Genomic DNA, 20,714 nt, shown 5'->3' with positions numbered 1-20,714 from the left:
GAAAGCAGTATGAAACAGAACGAAAAACAGCTCTATCAGGTGGAAGGGGAGAGCGACCTTCCGCCCGGATTAGCCAAGCCGGCGCAGCGTGCACTTAAAGGGGCTGGATACTTGCGCCTTGAGCAGTTCACCACAGTTAGTGAATCTGATGTACTGCAGTTGCACGGTATGGGACCAAAAGCATTAGAGCAAATTCGTCGTTCTCTTGCCGATAAAGGGTTATCATTCCAAAATAAATAAAGGCTTTTTTCTTATATGCCGGTGTAAAAGGTGATAAGGAATGTATGACATAAACTGTAAAATAAACGAGAATGAATAGGTAATTTTTATAGGATAAGTGATGAGTATATGACAAACAGGGGAAACGCAATTTTTATTTTTGTTTGCTTGCTGTTTGTATGTAGTGCCATCTCAAATATATACGCTTTAAAAAAGAACAGTGTATATGAGAAGGAGCTATCTTATCAAATAGCTAATAATCTTCAAGTGTATATAAACAGTCTTTCTCACATTGTAAGTACAAATGCTGAAATCCTGAACGCAGGCAAAGTATCAAAAATGGATAGTGAATATGGTGCCAGCTTGAGGCGTGATTTAATGGAATCTATGGAGCATTTAATTCATACTGCAAATGCACTAAAATTATCAACGTCCGATACAGAAATCAACGTGAATGCCTTGCTGTATATAGCCAGTAATAATTACTTTGCTCAATACGTGACACTAATGGAAGATAGCCATTCTCAAACGTTAATTCTGAGTAAGGAGCAGCGGGATGAGCTAAAGCAGCATCAAGAAAAATTAAACAACTATCATTCTATTTTTGGAAAATATTTTGATAGAGATAAGCTGACAAATGAGAGTTTTTGGGACGAGTATAGAGGTAATGCACTGAAAAGAACAGATTGGGTTAATATGATAGTGGAAATCAATGCAGGATTTTGAATGAATCAATGTAAGGATATTACTAAGGAGAGGAAAAAAGAGTGTATAGTGCTATATACTCTTTTTTCTGTCTTAGGAGTATTTATTAGCATTTGTAAAAAGTGAGTACTTACTTCAGTTATTATGTAATTTCATTTATCATATATTATCTTTTTATTTCATATCGATCAGACAGAGAAATACAAGCACCGGTACATTATTGATTTATTCTACATTTCTAGTGTTTTTATGCAATTTAGGGGAACGTTTACTTAATTACGAAAGGAGCTTACATTTGAGGAATTCATCTGTTTTATTTTTTAATCAAATTGATCGTTCGAGCCTTTCTGTTGTAGGGGGCAAAGGAGCAAATTTAGGAGAATTAAGCAAGGCTGGATTTCCTGTACCAGGAGGATTTTGTATCACAACAGACGCTTATAAAGAATTTGTTGCTGCCAGTCCTGAAATGAATTCGATGTTAGATGAACTGAATACACTTGATCCAAACGATTTACAGTATTTACGAAAGCTCGGACAGCGTATTCGTACACATTTGCAACAATTGCAATTTTCTTCTCAGTTAAGAAGAGAGGTTATTCGTGCTTGGGAATCAGTGGGAAAAGAGCATGCTTATGCAGTGCGTTCCAGTGCTACCGCTGAGGATTTACCTACTGCTTCGTTTGCCGGCCAGCAGGATACATATCTTAATATAAAAGGTGAAAAAGCATTGCTTCAGCATATTCAGCAATGCTGGGCTTCTCTTTTTACAGACCGCGCGATTTCTTATCGAGCGAAAAATAAATTTGATCATCGGCACGTTTATTTGTCAGTAGTTGTACAGAGGATGGTGAATCCAGAGTTTTCTGGAATCATGTTTACTGCTGATCCAGTTACTGGCAATCGCCAGGTGGTATCCATTGATGCGAGCTTTGGATTAGGTGAAGCACTTGTATCCGGAATCGTCTCTGCAGATTTATACAAAGTGAAGAATGGGGACATTACTGAGAAGAATATTTCAGAGAAGAAGCTAGCTATTTTCTCGTTGCCAGAAGGGGGAACAGTGAAGCAGGATTTGCCTTCAGAACAGCAAACGATGCAAGCGCTGACAGACAGTCAAATTATAAGCTTGGCTGAACTCGGAAAACGAATTGAAGCGCATTTTCAATCTCCGCAAGATATTGAGTTCTGTATTGAAAATGGGGAGATGTTTATTGTACAAAGCAGGCCGATTACATCGTTGTATCCTCTTCTTGATCTACCGCAGGAGCCCTTGCGCGTTATGATATCGGTTGGTCATTTGCAAGTGATGACAGATGCGATAAAACCACTGGGGCTTTCAGTACTTCGCAAGCTGTTTCGTGGCGGAGGTACAGTACTAAGGGAGGGCGGGGGACGCCTCTTTTTGGATTTATCGGACGTTCTTCATCATAAGATAGGAAAAAGAATCGTACCTAAAGTTATTGGAAATGCTGAAGACACTATTAGTCGTGCGCTGGAAGAGATTGCAAAACGACCCGAATTCTATAATGCTCCATCCAAACCTGGCGCGATAAAAGCGTTGATTGCATTTATACGGCCTATCTTAAAAGAAGGGCTGAGGCACCTTCGTAAGTATGATCCAGCGGTAGCTAAAAAACAAGTTGAATTATTTATGGAGAATAAAAGAAAACAAGTTCAGCAAGATATGAGGAGATTACAAGGAACAGAGCGGTTAGAAAGAATGCAATATCATTTCGATACGCTTGGCTTAGAGGTGTTCCAACATATAATCCCTAAAATGGTGGCGTTTATTCTTTCTTCTGTATTACTGAAAAAAGCGCTTGTACGATGGTTAGGTGACGATAAAGAATTCTACCAATTAAACAAATCATTGCCTGGTAATGTGACAAGCGAAATGGGCCTTATGATTGGAGATTTAGCTGATATAGTTCGAGATTTACCAGAAGTGGAACAATATCTTAAGCATGCAACTGATTCCACCTTTTATCAAGGGCTGGCAAACGTGAGCGGAGGAGAAATGTTCCTTCAAGCATTTGACTTGTTTATTGCTCAATATGGAATGAGATGCCCAGGTGAAATCGATATAACAAAGCCACGCTGGCGAGAAGCCCCGATGCAGCTCATCCCAGCTATTTTAGGACATATGCGAAGTGTAAAAGAAAATGAGCATCGAGAAAAATTTGCACAAGGTGAACGAGAAGCCCATGAAGCTGCAGAACGCATCCTCTATCAAGTAAGGTACAATCCAATCAAGAAAAAACTTCTAAAGCGTCTTATTACAGTCTTTCGCGGTCTCGGCGGGCTACGGGAACACCACAAGTACTTATTTATATGTGCTTTGGATGAATGTAAAAAAGTTATTATGGATGAGGCAGAAGAGCTTGTCAAAAAAGGAGTCTTTGAGCAGGCAGAGGATGTATATTTCTTGACATTAGATGAGTTAATTTCACTTGTACAAGGTACGTATACAGAAAATGTTACACAGTCTGTAATACAACGAAAAGAACAATATGGATATTATCAAACACTGCAGCCGCCTCGTGTAGTGACAAGTGAAGGTGAAAGTATTACAGGCGCTCCACGGAAAGGAAAGTTTCCGGAAGGGGCATTCATTGGCAGCCCGGTTTCAGCAGGAGTGATGGAGGGAATTGCTAGGGTAATTTTATCTCCAGAAAAAGCTCATTTGAATAAGGGAGAAATATTAGTCGCACCTCACACTGACCCGGGCTGGACTCCATTATTTCAATCCGCCCGCGCATTGGTAACGGAGGTTGGGGGACTGATGACGCACGGTTCTGTTGTAGCTAGAGAATATGGAATCCCCGCTGTAGTAGGGGTAGACGGTGCAACCGAAAGAATTAAAGATGGACAAATGATTCGGGTGGATGGTAATCAAGGGTTTGTGGAAATTATAAGCGAGATAAACGAGTAACTTACATATGAAGCGGTTTCTAGCTAGAAGCCGCTTCATATTAGCTGGATTCTGTTGTTCTATATGACTGTCCTCAAAAATAATATGTTACGCCAAGTGGAATTGTCGAGAGGTCACCTGGATAAATAACATAATAGATATCTGGATAATGTGTTGTATGATGAGGGATATGATGCGTCAAGAACGGATGTTGAGCTTGAAGTGCATGAAAGGTATCTTGAATGGAAGCCCAAGTAATGGCGGTCCCAGTTTCAAATTGCCTAAAGCATGGATATATCATAACAGTTTACCTCACTCGTTTATTGTAGTTTCTACATGATATGTGAATGAGTGCTTATAGCAACAAGGAAATACAGAAATCATCTCAAAGAACTGTAAAAGAGTCGCAGCTCAGTGAACAGCACTTTATAAAACTATGAAAAGTGAAGGTGAAAATGTTATTAATATAACACCAAGTGGAATATTTTATTTTCTTTAAAGTATAAATTCGTTACAATATAAGGAGAACATACTGTAAATTATCATGCATTATGGAGATTTATTCAGAGGCTATACATTATTTTAAAAGGTGAGGGAAAGCAGGTAATTATATTGGAAAATGAAAAACTTATATTCAAAGGTGTAAAGCCGGATACTCGAAATCTTAATGAAAGAATTTATACTTATTTACATAATAAAATTATCTTTAATCAATTAAAACCGGGAACACGGATTAGTTATGAGGAATTAATAGAGGAATTAGGCGTAAGTAAGACTCCGTTGCGGGATGCATTAAATCGGCTGCAACAAGATGGTCTGATTGAAATTAAGCCTCGTTCAGGAACATTTGTAAAGATGCCGAATGCCAAAGATATCGAAGAAATATTTGATGTAAGAAAGGCTCTTGAAAGGCAAGCAGTTGGGCTAGCAACAACAAGGATGCCGCGGGATGTGATGGAACAGTTACTTGAAAAAACGATTCTTGCTGAGAAAGTAATTCTTAGTGGAGATTTCAATAGATACTTGCAAATAGATCATGAAATGCATAAGGTGATTTTTCTCAACTCAGATAATCAAAGGCTTATTCACATACTGAATTCCTTGCAAGCGCAAGTCACTTGGATTGGAGTAATGATAGGGAATGCTGTTGAGGGATTACTCGAGGTAAACGAACATCACAAAAGTATTTTACGTGCGATGTTGGATTCAGACGCCGTATTAGCACAAAATTTAATGGAAAATCATATTGAAGAAGTAAAATCGACCGCGCTCAAAAGCTTTTTATAGATTCATTACGAATCTATTGCTGCGGCCGATTTTGTATACGCTTACTATTTTTTGTTTATGGTATTTAGTTTTTTAAATCATTCCTGTTGAATGGTAGGATTTCGTATTAATTTGCTTTATTTATATTTTCTAGCTGGACTTTTGCGCCGTTATCATGTATCAACATTTTCTTTCTGATCGCAAATAAAGGAATTAAGCTAACGAAAAATGATGCGCTTAAAACAAAAAGAGCTGTATCTGTCTCCAGCAAACCTACCAAAACAGGACCAAAAAAACCACCCAAAGCACCGATAGAGTTAACTAATGCGATTCCAACTGCTGCAGACGATTCAGTGAGAAACAGTGAAGGCAACGACCAGAATGGACCGAAAAAGCTGTACGCTCCTGCAAATGCGACCGCCAACATTAGGATGGATACTATAGGATTATATGCTAGTCCGCTTCCAATAAGGCCGCCAGCGCTGACAATAAGAGTAACAGCGGTATGAATCCATCTTTCGCCTGTTCGATCAGACTGACGCGCCCACCAAATCATTGCGATTAATCCTATAATAGCAGGTATCATTGCGAGTAAACCTACTTGAGTATTTGTATATGACGCTGAAATTGACTTAATAATAGTTGGTGTCCAGAATGTTAATCCATATGCGCCGAGCAAATAAAATAAATACACAAAAGTAAGCAGCCATACCCGAGAATCCTTTAGTACTTCTCTTGTGGAAGATTGTTTTACTGAAAGCTTTTCTTCGTTTTCTTTCTTTAGTTCTGTGTTAAGCCAACGTTTTTCATCTTCTGTAAGCCACTTTGCTTGTTCAGGACGATCTGTTAAATAAAACCATGTAATAACACCTAAAATAATTGCTGGAATACCCTCTAATATAAACATCCATCTCCATCCAGAAAGTCCAAACCATTGGATATTGTCCATAATCCAGGTGGATACCGGTGCACCAACAATATTAGAAACTGCTACTGAAGTCATAAAAAGGGCAATTGCGCGCGCGCGTTCTTTAGCTCTAAACCAAAATGTCAGGTAGAGGATGACCCCTGGGAAAAATCCTGCTTCGGCCACACCTAGCAAAAAGCGCAGTATATAAAGATGTGTCGCTGATTGAACCCACGCTGTCAATATGACAACGAATCCCCATGTAAGCATAATCCTGGCAATCCATTTCCGAGCACCAGTACGATACAATATGATATTACTTGGGATTTCAAGAAAGGCATATCCAATGAAAAAAATTCCCGCTACCAACCCAAAAACTTCAGCTGTTAAACCCAACTCCTTATTCATTTCGAGAGCGGCATAGCTAAGATTACTTCGGTCCAAAAAAGCGACAATGTATAGAATAAAAAGAAAAGGTATGATTCTTGTCGTCACTTTTTGTACAGTTCTACTTTCTAGCACATTATTGTTTTGGCTCATTCAAACTCCCCCATTTGGTCATTTTCATTCCCTTGCAAAAGGCTAGTATATTCTCTATCCCCCTCTCTTTAATAAAAGTTGTTTTCGTGGAGTATTTAGATATGTAAAGTACCAGAAATTAAACTGATTATTCGTAATAGAAATTATGGATTGACTATTCTGAATTTTCGGAGTAAAATCTGATATATCAGATTATAAAGCATTTATTTTTATTTGTAACTAGAAAAGTAAAAAATATTTAAATGTGTTGTTGTTTTTGAGTTTTTAATTTCTCTTTTTAAAAATAGAGAAATAGTGATATTCAAAGCGTAAACACCACTATTCTCTATATTTATAAATTTAATTAAGAAAGTGAAACAGAGTTACAAAAGGGGGAGAAGTATGGGGAAGTATGGAAATGAAGTACAAATGAATGTGTATCAGCAAAAGGACAAAAAGCATCTTCCTGTCCGATTTGAAGAATTGGAGAAACAAGCACGTCAAAAGCTAGAGGATGGTCCGTATTATTATATAGCAGGAGGAGCAGGTGCTGAAGACACCATGCGTTCTAATGTACAAGCCTTTGACCGCTGGCAGATCGTTCCACGAATGCTCTGCAATGTAGAAGATAGGGACTTGAGTGTATCTCTGTTTGGTCAAACATTCCCGTATCCGGTAATGTTAGCCCCAATCGGTGTGCAGACAATTTTTCATCCTGAGGGAGAGCTAGCTTCTGCACGTGCTGCAGCTGCCATGGATGTTCCATTCATTTCTAGCTCAGCATCCACACATTGTATGGAAGAGGTAGCATCTGTCATGGGTGATTCTGCTAGATGGTATCAATTATATTGGAGTAACGACCGTGAAATAGCGGCCAGCATGCTGCGTCGTGCGGAAGAAGCTGGCTATTCCGCTATCGTTGTTACACTTGATACACCGATGATGGCATGGCGTGAGCACGACCTTGAAAACGCTTACCTTCCGTTTTTGTCAGGGATAGGAGTGGGGAATTTTCTAAAGGATCCAGTCTTTTGCTCCAAGCTGGAAAAGGCGCCTCATGAAGATATGAAAGCAGCTATTTCACTTTGGTCACAGGTGTATGGAGATGCTAGTTTAACATGGAACGACTTAGCGTTTCTTCGTGAGCATACAACATTGCCAATTTTATTAAAAGGCATTCTCCATCCAGACGATGCCAAATTGGCATTGCAGCATGGTGTAGACGGAATCATTGTATCCAATCATGGTGGAAGACAAGTAGATGGATCGATAGGAGCACTAGATGCATTGCCAAAAATTTGTGATGTTGTACAGGGGCGTATCCCAGTGCTATTTGATAGTGGTATCCGACGCGGTGCTGATGTAGTAAAGGCGTTGGCGCTTGGGGCATCTGCAGTTCTCCTTGGCAGACCATATGGATACGGGCTGGCGCTTGCTGGTGAGGAAGGTGTAAGGGAAGTAATCCGCAATTTAATTGCTGATGTGGATTTAACGATGGCTCTTTCTGGGAAAAAATCAATTGCAGAACTTGATCGCTCTCTTCTAGTTGAGGCGAATCAATTCACGAATACTAAGGAGGAAAATTATGAAAACTTACCAATTAGATCTTAATCAACCAACTTTTAATTCTGTTGAGGAAGAAAGACTGCATCTTAAACAACGCTTAGCAGGTGCTTTTCGTTTGTTCTCCAAGTTTGGATTTGATGAAGGAGTAGCAGGTCATATTACTGTCCGCGATCCAGAGCTTAAGGATCACTTCTGGGTAAATCCGTTTGGGATGCATTTCAGCCAAATTAAGGCCTCTGATTTATTATTGGTTAATCATCACGGAAAAGTAGTGGAAGGAACTCGTCCAGTGAATGAGGCTGCGTTTGCTATTCATTCTCAAGTACACGCTGCTCGTCCTGACGTGGTTGCTGCGGCTCATGCTCATTCTGTATATGGAAAATCTTGGTCTTCTCTAGGGAGACTATTAGATCCGATTACACAAGATGCATGTGCATTTTATAATGATCACAGCCTGTTTGACGATTATACAGGGGTAGTCTTGGAAACTGAAGAAGGTAAGCGCATTGCAAAAGCATTAGGAAATCATAAAGCGGCTATCTTACGTAACCATGGTTTATTAACCGTAGGACAAAGTGTGGATGAAGCAGCTTGGTGGTTTATTACAATGGAGCGTTCTTGCCAAGCACAGCTATTAGCAGAAGCTGCTGGAACACCGGTTCTGATTGAAGAGGAGAATGCAAAGGTAACGGCTAAGCAAGTTGGGGAATCCTACGCTGGCTGGTTCCAATTCCAGCCTTTATGGGATCGCATTGTGAAAGAACAGCCGGATTTCTTAGATTAATTGAATCGTTCTCGATACAATACGAACTCACTATGAGTAAGGAAGATAAGTATTCTAGATACATAAAGAATCCCTGCTCCATACTTAAGAGGTTGATAGTTGAGAAGGAAAAACAGGAAACTCTTCTCATGTCATAAGTCAGATTTGAGACGTCATCTTTGGATGGCGTCTTTTATATTCTTTCATTTTGAGTTGTATCTGAAGAGGATGTAGGAGATGACGTTTGGATTAATTTTTCAAATAAGAGCCTCTTCATTCCATAAAACCCTATAATAATAAGAAAAAGGCCATATATATGACCTTTTTAGAATGCTTGTTTAATTTCATCTATACTGTCTTGGCTTCCGGTAACCAATAGAACATCGTCTCGTTTTAATGTTGTGTTGCCGTGAGGAATAATAAATGAATCTTCTCTATAAATTTGAACAATCAACGTGTCTCCCAATTCTTTAATATCCCGTATTCTTTTTCCTTCATATTCCATGTTGCTGATTTTAATTTCATGCAGTTTTTCTTCGGATTGTATTAACTGTACTAAGCTTTTATTTGCAACTAACATTCTAACGAGAGTTTTAGTGGAATTGACTGTAGAAAAGACAACATATTCTTTTTCAATTAATTGTTTATGAAATTGAATATCCTCTATTCTTACAATCACTCGATCTACACCACGTTCTTTTGCTCTTGCTGCCAACTCATAGTTCACTGTATCATCACTTGTTGCTATTACCAGTATATCTGCTTTAAACCCGCCTTGGGATTCAACACTCTCTGGATTGATACTGTCTAGTATGCACACATTGCCAATATCATCCGTCTCATTCCGTTCATTTTCAATATCATCAAACATCAACACATCATATCCGTCTTTTTTAAAATCTTCCATAAGAGGGAATGTGATTCGATTTCCTCCCACAATATGCAATGTTTTTCGTTTTTTTTCAATAGGTGGAAACCATTTTTTGAACAGGATAGGTGAAACAATACAACTAATAATAGCAGACAAAATAAGAGCTGAAGACATCTCTTCTGAAAGAATTCCCATTTTCTCCCCGATGCTGGATGCGGCAATTACGAGCGATAATTTTGCTGTTAGTAAAAATGTAGTCGGGATGACTATAGCGTTCGTATACCATTTTTTCATAACTAGCATCGGAACCGCTTTGGATATGAAAAAAGCAATCAGCAAAAAAGGAATCAATAACAAGGCTGCTTTCTTTTCAAATAAACTCCATAAATCCATTTTTACCCCGACCATAACAAAAAAGATAGGGATAAAAAATCCGTATCCAATGGAATCCATTTTCTTCACTAAGTCCTCGTTAGGCACTAGCAATGATAGTAAGGCCCCTGCTAAAAATGCTCCTAATATATTTTCAGCACCTACCGTTTCAGATAATCCTACAAGAACGATTATAAGAGCAAACACTGCCCTTGTGTCTAATTGAACGCTACCGCTTGATAACTTTTCAAATATATGCCCGGTTTTTGCCCGTTTTGCAATCGCATATAAGATGGCCCCTGCTGCAAATAATAGCAATAGCATCGCCGTGTTTTTTCCTTCTTCTGAATACAAAGAGACGAACACTGCCAATAACACCATTGTTGCTAAATCTGCGATAACAGTAACTAACAAGATAAATTGTCCAATTTCTGTTTTTTCCATGTTTTTTTCTTTTAATGTGGGGACAACCACGCCAAGCGATATAGTGGAAATGATTAAGGTCATTAAAAATACATTATCAATCCATCCTAGCCACTGAAAGACAAGGGAACAAGCAAAGGATACACTTAAAATTAACACAAAGACACCGCTCGCAACGAAGGGTAATCGCGGTACACTTCCATGTTTTTTTCCATGCTTCGATTTAAATAATGTAAAATCAATTTCAAGTCCGCTCAAAAACATAAGAAATATAATTCCAAAGGTAGACATAACATTTAACCACTCATCTTGATGAACTATATGAAATCCACTTTTCCCGATTATCATACCTGCTATAATCTCTGCCACAACAACGGGAATGATGTGTATTTTAAAGCGGTGTAAGAGAATGGGGATAAAGAATGCTACCGCAGTTACAATCATTAACGATGTAACCGAATATCCATGTTCCATCCTATCTCCTCCTTTTTCCTTATAATACCAAAAAAAAAGATGCTGCAACAAATATCTCGTCCTAAGGAGGTTGAAACATCTTCCTTACAACCTTATATAGTGAAGCTAATAAAAAGGTTACAACAGCTATTTGATGGAAACAAATTAAACGACTTAGAAGGATTTATTTGTAGCGGCTCCCTTGTAGTAGTAGAGTGGTGTAGGGAGTGATTAAATGTAATAAAGTTGTGAATATCTATTTATTGAATGTAGATTTATAAGCTAGCCTACCTTTTGATTAAAATGCTAAATCAAGAGGTTTTTTCTGTAGTTATGCAGAGTGTATATCTATATTTAAAGATTGAACGTTAAAGGATGTTGTTTCTTATTTGCAAAACTTAAGATGTATATTCTTTGACAGACATTTATTCCACAAGATATAATAGCTATTGAGTCTAAATGTTCAAACTCTTAAACGATTAAACTTTTTATAAGGAGACATGCAAAATGACTGCAAAAGTAGCTGAAAAAGAAGAATATCTTAATAAAATAAATGAAATTGGGATGGGCAATGTGAAGCCGAAAGAGCTTACTTCTACTGACTTTTTTACAGTAGCGACTGAACGTCGTTCTGTACGTCATTATGATCCAAGCTTTAAAATGACAGAAGATGAAATTCGTGAGTTGTTAGAAATCGCTGTTCAAGCGCCATCTTCTTCTAATTTACAGCCATGGAGATTTCTTGTGATTGAAGATGCTGAAGAAAAAGCAGCTTTATTGCCAATTGCCAACAATCAAAAACAAATTGTTGATGCTTCCGTTGTTATTGCTGTATTGGGAGATATTCAAGCTTATCAAAATGCTGAAAAAATATACGGTGAGTTTGTAGAGCGAGGCATGATGACAAAGGAGATTAAAGAGTTTTATGTGAACTCCATCATGGAAAACTATGGAAAATTGTCTGACGAGCAAGCAACTCGTGTAGCTATGATTGACGGCGGATTAGTGTCTATGATGCTGATGTTGGCGGCAAAAGCAAAAGGCTTAGATACAGTTCCTATGGGCGGGTATAATGAGGCTAAATTTATCGAAGCATTTGATGTTCCAGCAAATTACAAGCCTGTTATGTTAATTGCAGTAGGAAAAGGTGTACAGGCAGGATTTGAAAAAGTACGCTTACCATTAGATGACGTTTTAACATGGAATAAATATTAATTTGTAAAGAGCTGAACCTAGAAAGATTATAGGTTCAGCTCTTTTTATGCTCATTTTGGAGATGGATTTCTTTTCGGAACTTTTCAGTTGTATGTAAATACAAGTAAACTCATCTTTTTATAATTGGAAAATGTGGATTTTTTCTTTAAATAAAGGAACGTTTATTTTAATAAAATTCACATATATTCATATATATTTTGTAAGCGCTAAATATTTCTTTAGGGGGATGGAGAATGAGCGATTACATAGGAAGAAGAGAGAGTTCAGAAGAAAAGCTGGAAGCAATTTATGAGCAGGACCGATGGCTGTTGATGGAGACATGTGATATACATTGCATCAGTGAGTTAAGAAGGAAGATTTGGACAGCCGACAATATACCCGTTTCGCAAATGAAAATTCCTGAAATTTTGAGGAGCGGAAAGTACAGCTATTCTCTTGAAAGAGAGAAAAACAAATATCATTCGATTATTATTAAGGTAGAAGATTCGCTTCATTCCCACTATTGCTGGACATTTTCTTATTAATGTATAGAAAAACCGAATAGGTAAGCTGTCAGATGGAAAGGCCTTCACGCTATGGAAGGTCTTTTTATCTGTTTACATTAAAACGGCATGGTTTATTGTGCTGCATGATATGTAACTTTTAGGTTATTGGCACAGTTATTTTCAAGGCGGATATATTGAAAAAATAGCTACATTTGATAAAATGACAGGAAAAATAAATAGGAGGATACAAGATGGAACTGCATGTTTATGAAGAAGGAGAATCAAAGGTTGCTGTTGTAGAAAGTTGTGAAATAGTCATACGTGATGTGCAAGGGGCATTAGATTTAATGGCATCAGCATTGTCTAATTATGGATGCTATAAACTGATCATCCATGCTGTCAATATTACAGAGGATTTCTTTACACTAAGAAAGGGATTGGCTGGTGAAATACTGCAAAAATACGCTAACTACAATATGAAACTCGCTATTGTTGGTGATTTTCAAATATACAACAGCAAAAGCCTTGCAGATTTTATATATGAATGCAACCAAGGAAAGCAAGTATTATTTCTACAAGATGAACAAACTGCATTACATGCTCTTCATGCTATCAGATGAAAAAAGCCTCATTGAGTCTATAAAACTTTATGAGGCTTTTTAAGTCCTTGTTAAAGAATACTGAAGCTGTTTGTGAGTTCTTGTTCTACGCCATTAGAGGCTATCTTTGTTTGCTTATAACTCTTTTTGATCAACATTAAATTCAATCAAATTACCATCTGGGTCAGCACAGAAAATTTGTGCGAATCCGCTTTTTCCGTATGGCTTTTCAAGAATATCCACTTCATGTTGCTTTAACCACGTAAGCGTGTCATAGTAGCTTTTGACTCTAAGAGCAAAGTGACCTTCTCTGCTGGATAAGCTTTTATCCTGACGAATCGTCTGTGAAGAGGGATCGACTATCAAGTGAAGCTGCTGTCCCTCTATTTCATACCATGCGCCAGGAAAATCAAAATCAGGACGCGGTATTTCTTTTAAACATAAAATGTGTTCATAAAATCCTTTGGATTTTTCCAAATCCGTAACCGTTAAACTTACATGATGGAGGCATGTATATGTAATCAAATTCTTCACTTCTTTCATTTTTATTATTTACTGTTTTCTTTTGCCGCTATGATAAGCACCGTACAATGCAGTTGGCACAACTTGCATAACTAGATTAGGAAAATGAAACAATTCGGCAGCTTGATACAAAAATCCTTCTTGCATGAATCTGTTCCCCTAGCTCAAGAAGAAAATCAACAACATGTTTCAACAGAGTGTATATAAAAGCTCAGTAGAATGCTTACAGTGTGTTTCGTACAAAATATAGGTGGATAGTGTTGCTGTACATAGTATAAGCAATTAGTTTAGAAAAGAAAAAATATTCCTTTACAGGAATATTCCTTTTGGGTTATATTAAGGGTATGAATTTGATTTTAACGGCCCTTGCCGAACCGAATCGTTTCCAAATTGTTGAACTGTTGCGCGATGGTCCTCTTACAGTGGGGGAAATCGCGGAGAAGCTGAATCTTCGTCAGCCGCAAGCTTCTAAGCATCTTCGCGTATTGAGTGAAGCTGGACTGGTTGAGGTACAGCCAAGCGCTAATAAAAGGATTTACAAGCTGCGGCCTGAGCCGCTTAAAGAAATGGATTCTTGGCTGAACTCCTTCCGTCACATCTGGGAGGTAAGGTTCGCTCAGTTGGATGATTATCTAAAAGAACTGCAGGATAAGGAAAAGAAGCATGATGACATGTGATATTCCCAAACTGTACGGAAGGAGAAGAGCTTCATCGTATTGCATTAACAAAACATAAGGAGGAATAGCAATGAATAAAGAAAATACAGCAAACAATGTAACAACAAATGAGGAGAATGAGCTCGTTATTACACGTATATTTGATGCGCCGCGTGAGCTTGTGTTCAAAATGTGGACTGATCCTGAACATTTAAAGCATTGGTGGGGACCGAAAGGCTTCACGATGAATGTAGCTAAGTTAGAACTTCGACCAGGAGGTATGTTTCACTACAGTCAAAAATCTCCTGATGGGCAAGAAATGTGGGGCAAGTTTGTTTATCGTGAAATTACTGCACCAGAAAAACTCGTTTTCACCAACTCCTTTTCTGATGAGGAAGGCAATACCATTCGTGCGCCATTTAGTCCAACATGGCCGCTTGAAATTTTAAACATACTCACATTTTCAGAATATGAAGGCAAGACGAAGCTTGTAATGCAAGGAGGACCTTTATCTCCAACAGAGGAGGAACGCAAAACCTTTGAGGCGGCAAGAAACGGAGTGAAACAAGGAATCGGAGGTACATTGGATCAGCTTGCGGATTATTTAGCGAAAGCGTAATGGGGCAGGTATGTAACGAGGCATATTTGATGATCTGAATGAAGATAGGGAAAACACCGCTCAACATATAAATGGAGCGGTGTTTTTGTCTATTATTCATTTTTAAGAGGAGAATTTACTACCTTTTTAATGGTTAAAGTGTTGCCAGTATAATTTTTTTATAGCTTTACATCCTCCTTAAAAAAGATAATGATGAATTATCTTTTTTTATTTTAGTATAAAAATTCTCTATTTTATCAAAAAAACTGCATAGATTCTTCATCATTTCATCACAAATATTCAGTATACTGCTTTTGGGACATACAAGTTTATAAGAAAAAGGGTTTGTTGATATGAAGATAACTCGGGTGTTTTTTCTCTTTTTAGTATTTTTTACGTTTCTATCATCCCATACGCAGGCGCAAGCTACTTTACAATCTCAAATAAACGCAGTTCCTGAGCATGGGGTTTTGAAAATTCCAGGCGGTATTTATCAAGAGGCAATTGTGCTTTCTAAGTCTATTGCAATAGAAGGAACTGGACAAGTCACGATTCGTTCTTGCGGACAAAACCCTGTCATTACGATACAGAACCAAGGGGTTGTGCTGAAACATGTTAAGGTAGAGCAATGCGGTACTAGGAAGGATTTAGAAGCAATCTATGTTACGGGTGAGAATCATAGGATAGAGGACATCCAAATAGAGACAAAGCAGTTTGGCATTAAATTTGACAAGGCATCCGATATAGTTGTTACAAACAGTTCCATTCAAGGAAACCAAAATGGAAACGGAATTGATTTATGGAAGTCCAGCAGAAATACTATTCATAATGTGAAGATTAATGGAGTAAGAGACGGGATTTATATGGAGAGAAGTGATTTTAATAAACTAACCCAAAATGCTATCCAAAATTCACGTTATGGTATACATGTTATGTTTTCTAATGATATAACCGTAAGGAACAACGTGTCTCGTGATAATATCACGGGAGCAATGGTAATGGAAACAAAGGGAACAACGATTGAAGAGAACGAGTTCATCTTTAACAACCGTAATGTCCATGCACAAGGACTATTGCTGTACGATGCAGAAGAAACGGCAGTCATTCATAACTATATCGCCTATAATCGAGTAGGGATTTATGTGGAAAACACAGCAGGCAATCGTATTTTTAATAATGAACTGCGTGGCAATTTTATTGGTATGCAATTTAAGAATGCTAATGGGAACAGCGTATCTCATAATACGTTTCTTGGAAACGTGAACGAATCACAAGCAATAGACAGTACAAGGAACAATATTATTCATAACTACTGGGATACGGCATTAAAACTGGATACAGGAGGCAAGGGGACGAGTTCTATACCATATAGAGCTGATCCATTTTTTCTTACTTTGACGAGGGACGTGCCAGAGTACCAGCTGTTTTTTCAATCTCCTGGCATGGTTGTACTTCAGAAATTATTAAAAAGTCCTGAAGAGCAAGTGTTCATAGATGATGCGCCAGCTATGAAAGCGACAGGATGGGATGAGAAAACGGGTTCGTCATCTAGTATGCCAATTTTTATGCTTAGTGCAAGCATGTTAGCAATAAGTAGTATTTTATTTATAATTGGGAGGAAGAGAACATGAAGTGGAAAGGTGTATTAATTACGTTATTTACAATTTTAGTAGTAGCTATGGCTGGATGTGGAAAGAAGGAAGTTAAGCCAGTTGCGATTGATGAAAAGAATCATACATGTGCAATTTGTAATATGGCTGTTATGGACAGCCAATTTGCGACAGAAGCGATTTTGGAAAACGGAAAAGTGTTGACGTTTGATGATATCGGCTGCATGTACAAATGGCTAAGTGAGAATGAGGATAACGAACTGCAAGCCAAATTTGTGCGTGATTACAATACAAAGGAATGGATTGCAGTCGACAAAGCAACCTATGTGTATGATAACGATATTCAGACTCCGATGGCCTATAATGTAATTTCTTTTAAAGATAAAAAAGATGCAGAAAGCTTCATCTCTAAACATGAGGGTGAAGTGTTAATGTCTGAGGAATTAGAAAATCATCAATGGGAAATGAACAAAGAAATGATGATGAAGATGAAAGAACAACATGGTAACATGGACATGAATCATTCGCATTAATAAAAAGGACAACCGCTCCGGTTGTCCTTTTTTACGGAGAAGAGGGATTGTATGGGAAATATTTGGCGCTCAGAGTGGCGTATGACCATAAGGCAGCGTTCATCGTACACGTTTGTGTTGTTATGGGTAAGTATTTTGTCTTTGTTGTTTCTGCTAGAGCGAAACACACCCTCCTTAACAGGATACACAAACATGACAGGAACAATCGCAAATTTAGTCATTTACATCGTACCGTTGTTTATGCTCATTATCGGGTCTTTTTCGGTCGCAAACGAGATGGAAAACGGACAGTGGCGGCTTTTGAGCACATATCCTATTTCTTCTTTTACTTATGTCACTGGAAAATTAGCAGGACAATTCACAGCTCAAGCTACTATCTTTACACTTAGCTTCGGCATTAGTCTGATGATTGGCTTGCTGAGCGGGAGTGCCTTGTCTGTAAAATGGGTATGTGCTCTCTATTTATTTGCAGTAGCATTGATGTTTTTCTTTCTTACCATCGGTCTGGTAATTGGTGCGTTTGTCACAACTAGATGGCAAGCTTTAACGATTTCAGTTGGTATATGGTTCTTTCTCATCATGATATGGCCGTCGGCACTTATAGCCATTCTCGGCTTAGTGCCATATCCCATGATTGGGCTGCTTTTGAAAATGGCGTTGCTGTTGAATCCGGCTGAACTCCTTCGCATCGTGTTTGTCGTTCAGCTAGGTGGAGGAGCAGTATTCGGGCAGGCTTATGATAGTTTGGTTACATTCTTGCAAACTGGGGTTTCATGGGGAGTTCTTGCCTTATATATGGTAGTATACACCGGTTGTTCTTTGATGCTCTCTACCTGGAACTTAGAAAGGAGAAAAATGCAGTGACACTTTTACAAATTTCCCAAGTTTCAAAGAAATATAAAACGAAACAAGCGCTTTCCTCTTTCTCTTTTCAGGCAGCTAAAGGAACGTGTGTTGTACTTTGCGGGGGAAATGGGGCGGGAAAAAGCACCCTTCTTCATATTTTGGCGGGTACTTTAAAGTCTTCCTCTGGTACAGTCGTATTACAGGATATTGAGTTATGCAAGGATAGAAATGCCTATGTTTCACAAATTGGATATATGCCCGATGACTTTCATGCCCAGCAAATGATGACGGTTCAGGAGTTTCTCTCTTTTTATGCAAAGCTACGAAAGACAGAGGAGAAGCATATACAAGAGGTGTTGGAGAAGGTCGGACTGGCTGAGAAGAAAAAGGAGCTTGTCAAGCATTTATCTAAAGGAATGAAGCAGCGGTTATTATTTGCGCAAGCATGTATAGGTAAGCCTAAACTATTGTTGTTAGACGAACCTACAAATGGGTTGGACCCGTTTTGGGTAAATGCCTTCGTGGAAATCTTGCTGCAACTAAAGAGAGAGGGTACTATTATTGTGTTTTCTACGCATATGATGGATGTTGCGGCAGAAGTAGGAGATCATATTTTATTTATGAAAGACGGTGCAGTGACTCAATGCATAGAAGGAGCAGGGAGTAAAGAAGACAAAACATTGCATCTGCTGCATCTGCATCGCCAAGCATAGAGAACTTAAAAATATTAAAATAAGGAAATTTTTGATTAAGTGCAGGGTAAATAACGCTTCAGGAGTCTATCAGTAGAGGCTCCTTTTTTGTATTTGTAGAGTATGCAGCGAGTATCGTACTAAATGCTCTTCTTTCTATTTGTTCAGTATTATAAAGTCATTATCATATAGAGTCGTAGCTAGGAGTTGAGGATAGCTAAGATTCACAGTTTTTTTGTATATAAGATTTTCTTAATACCAGCTTAAAAAACATTAATTTTATTTATATAAACAGTAAAGATATAACAAATGATAGATAGTTTAATTTTCTGAAAAATCAAACTAAAGGGAAAGGGGATAAACAGCAGAATCAAGTAGTATATAGAAAAAAGAATGATGTTGTTATAGGGAAATATGATAGAATTTGTAAGCGCTTAATACGGAATTTTGGAATGAGTATATCTCGTATATATTAACTTAACATCATATGCAGAAGGCATATAAGCGGTAGACATGAATGGAAGGAAAGAAGTCGATAAAATGAGTGAAACTGATACATTTACTATAACGGAAAGACGAGTAGGGTCAGGAAAGTGCACGATATTCTTTTAAAATAGAGTTTTTATTCCTGTTTAAAGTAAGATTGGATTAAACGAAGAAATGGGAGAAAACAAAATTGGCTGCGATATTTCTTTGGACTGGAATTGGTTTCATGGTGATTTCCGGTATATTTGTAGGGGCTTGGAAAAATGGTAATCAGCAGCGGGCAAATTTTCATTCTGAAACTAAAGAGCATCGGGATTTCAGAACACGTATTTCTTTGTGGAGCGGACTGATTGGAGTACTTTTATTAGCATTATCGGGGGTATTATATTACTTTTAAGAGTGGGAAGTATGTTTCTTTATAATAGAAGCGGGACTGCAGACGTTTTTTGTTACTAGCAATACAGGAGGAGATTGTATATGAATTTAGCAAAATTTCCAAGGCGGCGTTATACAGAAGTGTATACACCTATTGAGAAGCTGCAGCATTTTTCTGAAGTTCTTGGAGGTCCAAATGTTTATATGAAACGAGATGATTTACTAGGTTTGGCGGCAGGTGGAAATAAAACAAGAAAGCTAGAATTCCTTGTGGCTGACGCGCTTACAAAGGGAGCGGACACGCTCATTACATGTGGAGGCATTCAATCGAATCACTGCCGTTTAACACTAGCTGCTGCTGTGAAGGAAAAAATGAAATGCATTCTTGTGCTGGAAGAAGGGCTTTCAAAAAGCTCTAAGCCGGATTTTAACGGGAATTATTTTTTGTATCATTTGCTCGGTGCTGAACATATTAAAATTGTTCCAAATGGCACAAATTTGATGGAAGAAATGCAGAAAGCAGCGAAAGAAGCAACTGCAGAAGGCTGTCGTCCTTATATAATTCCGGTTGGAGGTTCTAATGTTATTGGTGCAACGGGATATGCTGCATGTGCACAGGAAATTTTAACGCAGTCCTTTGAGCAAGAAATTGATATAAACGCTGTCGTGTGTGTAAGTGGTAGCGGAGGAATGCATGCAGGCTTAGTGAGCGGGCTTTACGCTAGCCAAAGTCACATACCCGTAATGGGGATAAATGTAAGCAGGGGAAAAGCCGAACAAGAAGAGAAAGTGTTTCAGCTTGTTCAAGAAACTTCAGTACACATTGGCATAAATTCAATCCCGCGAGAAGTGATAACGTGTTTTGATGAGTATGTCGGAGAGGGCTATGCTATACCTACACCGGAAATGGTAGAAGCAGTTCAGCTTATGGCAAGAACAGAAGGAATTTTACTTGATCCTGTTTATACTGGCAAAGCAGCGGCTGGGCTTATCGATTTAATACATAAAGGCACCTTCAAACAGGAGGATAATATTTTATTTGTACACTCAGGTGGATCTCCTGCGTTATATGCCAATACGGCTCTCTTTTACTAAAACGCTGTGTAAATATTTCATTACCCA

At 38.2% G+C, this 20,714-nt stretch carries 21 protein-coding genes; 17 read left to right on the top strand and 4 right to left on the bottom strand.

The window, feature by feature from the left end; all coding sequences use genetic code 11:
* Positions 1–9: 9 nt before the first annotated feature.
* From J7Q84_RS06730 to J7Q84_RS06720, 3 genes are all read left to right on the top strand, one after another.
* Positions 10–240, top strand: coding sequence for a helix-hairpin-helix domain-containing protein (locus tag J7Q84_RS06730; RefSeq protein ID WP_209093752.1), 231 nt, complete (start codon positions 10–12; stop codon positions 238–240).
* 108 nt (positions 241–348) lie between these two features.
* Entirely contained in the window at positions 349–945 is a 597-nt protein-coding gene (locus J7Q84_RS06725) for a hypothetical protein (protein ID WP_209093751.1), read from the top strand.
* A 274-nt stretch (positions 946–1,219) separates the two neighbouring features.
* Positions 1,220–3,856 (top strand): phosphoenolpyruvate synthase, encoded by a 2,637-nt coding sequence (locus J7Q84_RS06720; protein ID WP_209093750.1) that lies wholly within the window; start codon positions 1,220–1,222, stop codon positions 3,854–3,856.
* A 73-nt stretch (positions 3,857–3,929) separates the two neighbouring features.
* Here J7Q84_RS06720 and J7Q84_RS06715 read toward each other — a convergent pair whose 3' ends face one another.
* Positions 3,930–4,136: a hypothetical protein gene (locus J7Q84_RS06715; protein WP_209093749.1), complete on the bottom strand. Its 207-nt coding sequence runs from the start codon at positions 4,134–4,136 to the stop codon at positions 3,930–3,932.
* Between the two features lie 311 nt (positions 4,137–4,447).
* On the opposite strand from J7Q84_RS06715, the gene J7Q84_RS06710 reads away from it, so the two are divergent.
* Positions 4,448–5,122, top strand: a complete 675-nt coding sequence (locus tag J7Q84_RS06710) for a GntR family transcriptional regulator (RefSeq protein ID WP_209093748.1) — start codon at positions 4,448–4,450, stop codon at positions 5,120–5,122.
* Positions 5,123–5,228: 106 nt separating this feature from the next.
* On the opposite strand, the gene J7Q84_RS06705 is transcribed toward J7Q84_RS06710, so the two are convergent.
* On the bottom strand, positions 5,229–6,548 hold the full coding sequence (locus tag J7Q84_RS06705; protein ID WP_209093747.1) for an MFS transporter: 1,320 nt from the start codon (positions 6,546–6,548) through the stop codon (positions 5,229–5,231).
* Between the two features lie 381 nt (positions 6,549–6,929).
* On the opposite strand from J7Q84_RS06705, the gene J7Q84_RS06700 reads away from it, so the two are divergent.
* Positions 6,930–8,138, top strand: coding sequence for a lactate 2-monooxygenase (locus J7Q84_RS06700; protein ID WP_209093746.1), 1,209 nt, complete (start codon positions 6,930–6,932; stop codon positions 8,136–8,138).
* Complete coding sequence (locus J7Q84_RS06695) at positions 8,113–8,877, top strand: class II aldolase/adducin family protein (RefSeq protein ID WP_209093745.1); 765 nt, start codon at positions 8,113–8,115, stop codon at positions 8,875–8,877. The genes J7Q84_RS06700 and J7Q84_RS06695 overlap by 26 nt, the downstream gene beginning before the upstream one ends.
* A gap of 304 nt (positions 8,878–9,181) precedes the next feature.
* Here J7Q84_RS06695 and J7Q84_RS06690 read toward each other — a convergent pair whose 3' ends face one another.
* Complete coding sequence (locus tag J7Q84_RS06690; protein ID WP_209093744.1) at positions 9,182–10,996, bottom strand: monovalent cation:proton antiporter family protein; 1,815 nt, start codon at positions 10,994–10,996, stop codon at positions 9,182–9,184.
* Between the two features lie 486 nt (positions 10,997–11,482).
* Here J7Q84_RS06690 and J7Q84_RS06685 point away from each other — a divergent pair, with 486 nt between their 5' ends.
* The 3 genes from J7Q84_RS06685 (at position 11,483) to J7Q84_RS06675 (ending at position 13,295) form a co-directional block, all read left to right on the top strand.
* On the top strand, positions 11,483–12,190 hold the full coding sequence (locus J7Q84_RS06685) for a nitroreductase family protein (RefSeq protein WP_209093743.1): 708 nt from the start codon (positions 11,483–11,485) through the stop codon (positions 12,188–12,190).
* A 233-nt stretch (positions 12,191–12,423) separates the two neighbouring features.
* Entirely contained in the window at positions 12,424–12,714 is a 291-nt protein-coding gene (locus tag J7Q84_RS06680) for a hypothetical protein (protein WP_209093742.1), read from the top strand.
* 212 nt (positions 12,715–12,926) lie between these two features.
* On the top strand, positions 12,927–13,295 hold the full coding sequence (locus tag J7Q84_RS06675) for a DUF4180 domain-containing protein (protein WP_209093741.1): 369 nt from the start codon (positions 12,927–12,929) through the stop codon (positions 13,293–13,295).
* A gap of 114 nt (positions 13,296–13,409) precedes the next feature.
* On the opposite strand, the gene J7Q84_RS06670 is transcribed toward J7Q84_RS06675, so the two are convergent.
* A complete protein-coding gene (locus J7Q84_RS06670; protein WP_209093740.1) occupies positions 13,410–13,799 on the bottom strand; it encodes a VOC family protein in 390 nt (129 codons plus the stop codon).
* 341 nt (positions 13,800–14,140) lie between these two features.
* Here J7Q84_RS06670 and J7Q84_RS06665 point away from each other — a divergent pair, with 341 nt between their 5' ends.
* From J7Q84_RS06665 to cuyA, 8 genes are all read left to right on the top strand, one after another.
* Complete coding sequence (locus J7Q84_RS06665; protein WP_209093914.1) at positions 14,141–14,473, top strand: ArsR/SmtB family transcription factor; 333 nt, start codon at positions 14,141–14,143, stop codon at positions 14,471–14,473.
* A 70-nt stretch (positions 14,474–14,543) separates the two neighbouring features.
* Positions 14,544–15,071 carry an SRPBCC domain-containing protein gene (locus J7Q84_RS06660; protein ID WP_209093739.1) on the top strand — a complete coding sequence of 176 codons (528 nt, stop codon included), beginning with the start codon at positions 14,544–14,546 and terminating at the stop codon, positions 15,069–15,071.
* A gap of 332 nt (positions 15,072–15,403) precedes the next feature.
* Positions 15,404–16,681, top strand: coding sequence for a right-handed parallel beta-helix repeat-containing protein (locus J7Q84_RS06655; protein ID WP_209093738.1), 1,278 nt, complete (start codon positions 15,404–15,406; stop codon positions 16,679–16,681).
* The gene (locus tag J7Q84_RS06650) at positions 16,678–17,193 is read left to right on the top strand and encodes a nitrous oxide reductase accessory protein NosL (RefSeq protein WP_209093737.1); all 516 of its coding nucleotides are present in this window, start codon (positions 16,678–16,680) and stop codon (positions 17,191–17,193) included. Before J7Q84_RS06655 ends, J7Q84_RS06650 begins: the two co-directional genes overlap by 4 nt.
* A gap of 51 nt (positions 17,194–17,244) precedes the next feature.
* Positions 17,245–18,057 (top strand): ABC transporter permease, encoded by an 813-nt coding sequence (locus tag J7Q84_RS06645; RefSeq protein WP_209093736.1) that lies wholly within the window; start codon positions 17,245–17,247, stop codon positions 18,055–18,057.
* Positions 18,054–18,752, top strand: a complete 699-nt coding sequence (locus tag J7Q84_RS06640; protein ID WP_209093735.1) for an ABC transporter ATP-binding protein — start codon at positions 18,054–18,056, stop codon at positions 18,750–18,752. Before J7Q84_RS06645 ends, J7Q84_RS06640 begins: the two co-directional genes overlap by 4 nt.
* A gap of 655 nt (positions 18,753–19,407) precedes the next feature.
* Complete coding sequence (locus tag J7Q84_RS06635; protein ID WP_247739118.1) at positions 19,408–19,614, top strand: DUF5316 family protein; 207 nt, start codon at positions 19,408–19,410, stop codon at positions 19,612–19,614.
* A gap of 80 nt (positions 19,615–19,694) precedes the next feature.
* Positions 19,695–20,687, top strand: coding sequence for a D-cysteate sulfo-lyase (cuyA, locus tag J7Q84_RS06630; RefSeq protein ID WP_209093734.1), 993 nt, complete (start codon positions 19,695–19,697; stop codon positions 20,685–20,687).
* Positions 20,688–20,714 lie beyond the last annotated feature (27 nt).

The sequence above is a fragment of the Bacillus sp. 165 genome (assembly GCF_017742235.1).
Classification (GTDB): Bacteria; Bacillota; Bacilli; order Bacillales; family Bacillaceae_G; genus JAGHKQ01.
The sequence above is the reverse complement of the archived record's forward strand: the minus strand, read 5'-3'. Positions and strand labels throughout refer to the sequence as shown.